We start from the raw sequence: 5,160 nt of genomic DNA, 5'->3' as shown, positions 1-5,160 counted from the left end.
GTAAGCTTGATAACAAACTGTCCTTTATATTACATACTGTGTTTATATGGGTGATGTATTATATGATGACTTATATTTGTTTTTTTAGTTTTGGCTTTACTTCAAATTTACCAGCATTAGCAGGACTTACTGTTTTTGTCATGGGTAGTTTTGGTATGGTTGCACCTGTCCAAGGTGGGATTGGAGCTTGGCATTTCATGGTTATCGGAACACTTTTAATTTACTTGCCTAATACTCCAGATATTGAAAAACTCTCTAGAAGCTTTGCTTTAGTGGTTCATGGTTCGCAAACTGCGATGATTATTATTGTTGGAGCACTTTCTGTGATCGCTTTACCTTTTGTTAATCGTAAGAAACGCTTAAATTAAAATTCATAAATAAATTTGTATGGCCGTGCAGTTTCAAATAGAAGAGGTAGTTGATCAGCTATCGAAGCGAAATTTTTTGGAGCTACCCGTGCGTCTATATAAAAACGAACCCAATTGGGTTCGTCCTCTTGATAATGATATTGAGGATATTTTTGATCCTGAGAAAAATAAGATGTTTCAACGTGGCGTATGTTGTCGTTGGATCCTTAAAAACTCAAATGGACTTACTGTAGGTCGAGTTGCTTCTTTTATTGATAGTAAAACACGAAATTTGAGCGATCAGCCTACAGGTGGTATGGGCTTTTTTGAGTGTATAGATGATGAAAATGCAGCATGTGTTCTTTTTGACTGTTGTTCCGATTGGTTGAAGAGTCAGGGGATTGAAGCTATGGATGGGCCCATAAATTTTGGAGAGCGTCATCAATGGTGGGGTTTGTTAGTTGATGGCTTTCATAGACCATTGTATAATATGCCATATTCATTATCCTACTATCAAAACCTTTTTGAATTATATGGTTTTAAAACTTACTTCAAACAATATACCTACAAAACCTTTTTTTCGACAGATAGTTTAAGTGATATAATTGAATGGAAAGCAAAGCGAATCGAGTGTAATGCAGATTATTCTGTTGTTCATTTTAATAAAAAAAATAGGGATAAGTTTATTCAAGACTTTGTTCATATTTATAATGAAGCCTGGGTGTCGACTATTCCAGGTATTGATTTTATGACAGTGGAGCATGCTAATGATACTTTCAACTCTCTAAGCTCAATATTGCATGAAAGATTACTCTGGTTTGCTTATTATAGAGGTGAGCCGATAGGATTTTTTATAATGACCCCTGATATGAATGAGGTTTTAGCTGATCTGAAAGGTAAATTTGGTTTGTTAGGCAAATTGAAATTCCTGCATTACAAGTATATCAAGAAGAATAAGAATGCAATAGGTTTGATATTTGGAGTTGTGCCTGCTTTTCAGTCTAAAGGGATCGATGCTGCTATGATTTATCAGTTTTCAAAAGAGGGTTTTGATCCGCAGTTTCCTTTTGAAACGCTTGAGATGAATTGGATTGGGGATTTTAATCCTCGAATGATGCATATGATGGATCATATAGGCGCATCAATTTATAAAACTCATATCACTTATCGTAAACTTTTTGATGATAGAAAACTTTTCAAGAGATCTCCAATTATAGGGTAGATGCAATTCTACTAGCAAAAAAAAAAGCCATCTCATTAGAGATAGCTTTAAATTTTTAGAGTCCATGTTCTGTATGAAACTTTATTCGAAGCAGACGAATATCGTTTTCAGAATAATCTTCTTCTCCCAATTCATCAAGAGCTTCTTCAATATCGTCAGTTTCAGATTCGTTGAAGTATTCCATAACTTCTTCTTGTCTGTCTTCATCAATATTTTCGTCAATATAATAGTCTATGTTGAGCTTTGTACCTGAATACACAATGGCATCCATTTCTTTTAATAAATCAGCAAAGTCCATGCCTTTTGCATCAGCAATGTCCTCCAAATCCATTTTTCTATCAACACTTTGTATAATATAAACCTTGAATTTTGATTTGTCAGCGATAGATTTTACGACCATATCCTGAGGACGTTCGATTTCATTTTCTTCAACGTGCTTGGCAATTAATTCTGCAAATTCTTTACCAAAACGCTTCGCTTTTCCAGCTCCCACACCTTGTATGTGCGACATTTCCTCAATGTTAATAGGATATTGAATAGCCATGTCTTCAAGTGAAGGGTCTTGGAAGATAACATATGGAGGTGTGTTTTTGACTTTCGATATTTTCTTTCTAAGATCTTTAAGCATCTTTAAAAGAATAGTGTCTACTGCAGCTGTTCCTGCCGACTTGATAGTGCCTGTATCTGATTCATCAAATGCATGATCGTCGGTAAGCATAAAAGGAGTTGGGTTTTCTAGGAATTTGTGCCCTTCTTTCTTGATTTTTATAACACCATATTGCTCAATGTCTTTTTCAATAAATAGATTGATTAGAGCACGACGGAAAACCATATTCCAGAAATGCTGATCCTTATCTTTACCACAACCGAATATTTCAAGTTCGTCGTGTTTGTATGATTTTGTTGATGAGTTAGATTCTCCAGTTAGGATATTTACTAGATGATCAATTTTAAATCGTTCTTTGACTGTTTTTACAACATTAAGAGCCTTAACTACATATTCCTCACCTTGGAATTCCTTTTTAGGATGTAGGCAGTTGTCGCAACTGCCGCAATTTTCTTCAGTATGATTTTCGCCAAAGTAGTGAAGTAGAATAATGCGTCGACAAACAGCTGATTCCGCGTATGAAACAGTTTCTAAAAGAAGTTGTTTCCCAATTTCTTGCTCAGCAATTGGTTTGCCTTGCATAAATTTTTCAAGCTTCTGAATGTCTTTGTAGCTATAAAAAGTCAAGCAATGACCTTCTCCACCATCTCTACCAGCACGACCCGTTTCTTGATAGTAACCTTCCAGACTTTTCGGAATATCGTAATGAATTACAAAACGAACGTCAGGTTTGTCAATTCCCATACCAAATGCGATAGTTGCTACAACAACATCGATGTCTTCCATAAGGAATTTATCCTGGTTGCCCGATCGTGAAGCCGAGTCCATACCTGCATGGTATGGAACAGCGTTAATTCCATTGACTTGAAGTGTTTCGGCTAGTTCTTCAACTTTTTTTCGACTTAAGCAATAGATAATGCCTGATTTACCTTCATTTTTACGAATGAACTTGATAATTTCTTTTGTGGCATCAACTTTAGGTTTAACCTCATAGTAAAGGTTTGGACGGTTAAAGGATGATTTGTAAACTTTGGCAGTTAACATGCCAAGGTTTTTCTGTATATCATGTTGAACTTTAGGAGTCGCTGTTGCTGTTAAGGCAATAATTGGAGCTTTCCCAATTTCTTCAACAATAGGTCTTATTTTACGGTATTCAGGTCTAAAATCGTGTCCCCATTCCGAAATACAATGTGCTTCATCTACAGCGTAGAAAGAAATTTTGATATTTTTTAGAAATTCAATATTGCTTTCTTTAGTCAGTGATTCCGGGGCAACGTACAATAGTTTTGTTCTACCTTCTATGACATCTTCCTTTACTTTTAATGTTGCTGATTTTGAAAGAGATGAATTCATAAAATGTGCAACACCATCATCTTCACCAAAATTTCTCATGGCATCAACTTGATTCTTCATCAAGGCAATTAATGGGGATATAATTATTGCTGTACCTTCCAACATCATAGCTGGTAGTTGATAACACAGTGACTTACCGCCGCCAGTAGGCATTAGTACAAAACTATCATTACCATTAAGGACATTATTTATAACTTCTTCTTGACTTCCTTTAAAAGTGTCAAAACCAAAATTCTTTTTTAAATGACTAACTAGCTCAAACTCCGTTTTCATCTTCTGTAATTTGTTGTCATTAAATATCAATCAAATTTTTTTTGAACTGAATAATTCTTCGTGCCAATTGTAAAAAAATAATCTTAATATTATTCATTGCTTATTTTCATATCGCTGAGAACCTGCGAAGCTAATAAAAATGTTTTGCAGATTTAGCTTTTAAAGGTGTGATTTTTACCTCAGTTCAGTCTTTTTTATTCAATAAATGAATACTTTTGTATTTTAAATTTAGATAAACATTTGAAGAAAACAAAAACTTAAAGTCTTTTAACAGCTTTTAACTTTTTTTCTTTTTTTAGCCTTAATTCGGGGGTAAATAGAACATTATTAATTTAATACTGATAAGTTTTGAATTCACTAGATAAAATAAAAAAGATAGCAATAAATACAATTCAAGAGGAAGCAAGGACTATAAGTCAACTTGTTGACTATATTGATGACGACTTCGCAAAAGTTGTTGAACTTATTTTAGAGAGTAAGGGGCGTGTAATTGTAACTGGAATTGGGAAAAGTGCGAATATTGCCAACAAAATTGTTGCAACTTTGAACTCAACGGGTACACCATCAATGTTTATGCATGCTGCTGATGCAATTCATGGTGATTTAGGTATGATGATGCCTGATGATATAATTATTTGTATATCCAAGAGTGGAAATACGCCAGAGATCAAGGTTTTGGCTCCTTTGATCAAAAATATGGGAAATGTTTTAGTGGGCATGGTTGCTGGCTTGGATTCATTCCTAGCAAAACAATCGGATTACGTGCTTAAAGCTGTGGTTGATAAGGAGGCTTGTCCTAATAATTTAGCGCCTACAAACTCAACAACTGCACAGTTGGTGATCGGCGATGCTCTAGCTGTGTCATTGCTTGAAAGTCGTCAGTTTAGTTCTCAGGATTTTGCGAGATATCACCCTGGTGGCGCTTTAGGGAAAAAGTTATATTTGCGTGTTAGCGATCTTGTCGCTAAACAAACTGCTCCTCATGTAAAATTAGATGACGATATACGTTCGGTTATTCTTGAAATTTCTTCGAAGAGAATGGGTGCAGCTGCTGTTATTGACGGTGAGCATAAGCTGTTAGGGATTATTACTGATGGTGACTTACGTAGAATGATGCAGCAGTATGAGGATATGAAGCCTCTTAAAGCAAGAGATATTATGTCGGTATCACCTAAAACAATTGTGGAAGGTGAGTTGGCAATTAATGCTTTTCATTTGATGGAGCAAAATAGTATAACTCAATTGGTTGTTTGCGAAGGTGAGAAATATATTGGTTTAGTTCATCTTCATGATATTTTGAAAGAAGGTATTGTGTAGCTTGGTATGATTTAATCACAAATTAAGTAGTTGTTAATTGT

At 35.0% G+C, this 5,160-nt stretch carries 3 protein-coding genes and 1 pseudogene; 3 read left to right on the top strand and 1 reads right to left on the bottom strand.

The features are described from left to right. Window positions 1-368 (top strand): annotated as a pseudogene (locus ABY905_RS13905) (TIGR00374 family protein); the annotation flags it as partial. A gap of 25 nt (window positions 369-393) precedes the next feature. Next, window positions 394-1,569, top strand: a complete 1,176-nt coding sequence (locus ABY905_RS13900; RefSeq protein ID WP_372644897.1) for a hypothetical protein — start codon at window positions 394-396, stop codon at window positions 1,567-1,569. Window positions 1,570-1,624: 55 nt separating this feature from the next. Here ABY905_RS13900 and recQ read toward each other — a convergent pair whose 3' ends face one another. Next, a complete protein-coding gene (gene recQ / locus ABY905_RS13895; protein ID WP_372644895.1) occupies window positions 1,625-3,802 on the bottom strand; it encodes a DNA helicase RecQ in 2,178 nt (725 codons plus the stop codon). A gap of 348 nt (window positions 3,803-4,150) precedes the next feature. On the opposite strand from recQ, the gene ABY905_RS13890 reads away from it, so the two are divergent. Further along, a complete protein-coding gene (locus ABY905_RS13890; protein ID WP_372644893.1) occupies window positions 4,151-5,119 on the top strand; it encodes an SIS domain-containing protein in 969 nt (322 codons plus the stop codon). Window positions 5,120-5,160: the final 41 nt, after the last annotated feature.

The organism is Ancylomarina sp., assembly GCF_041555295.1.
Lineage (GTDB): Bacteria > Bacteroidota > Bacteroidia > Bacteroidales > Marinifilaceae > Ancylomarina.
The sequence above is the reverse complement of the archived record's forward strand: the minus strand, read 5'-3'. Positions and strand labels throughout refer to the sequence as shown.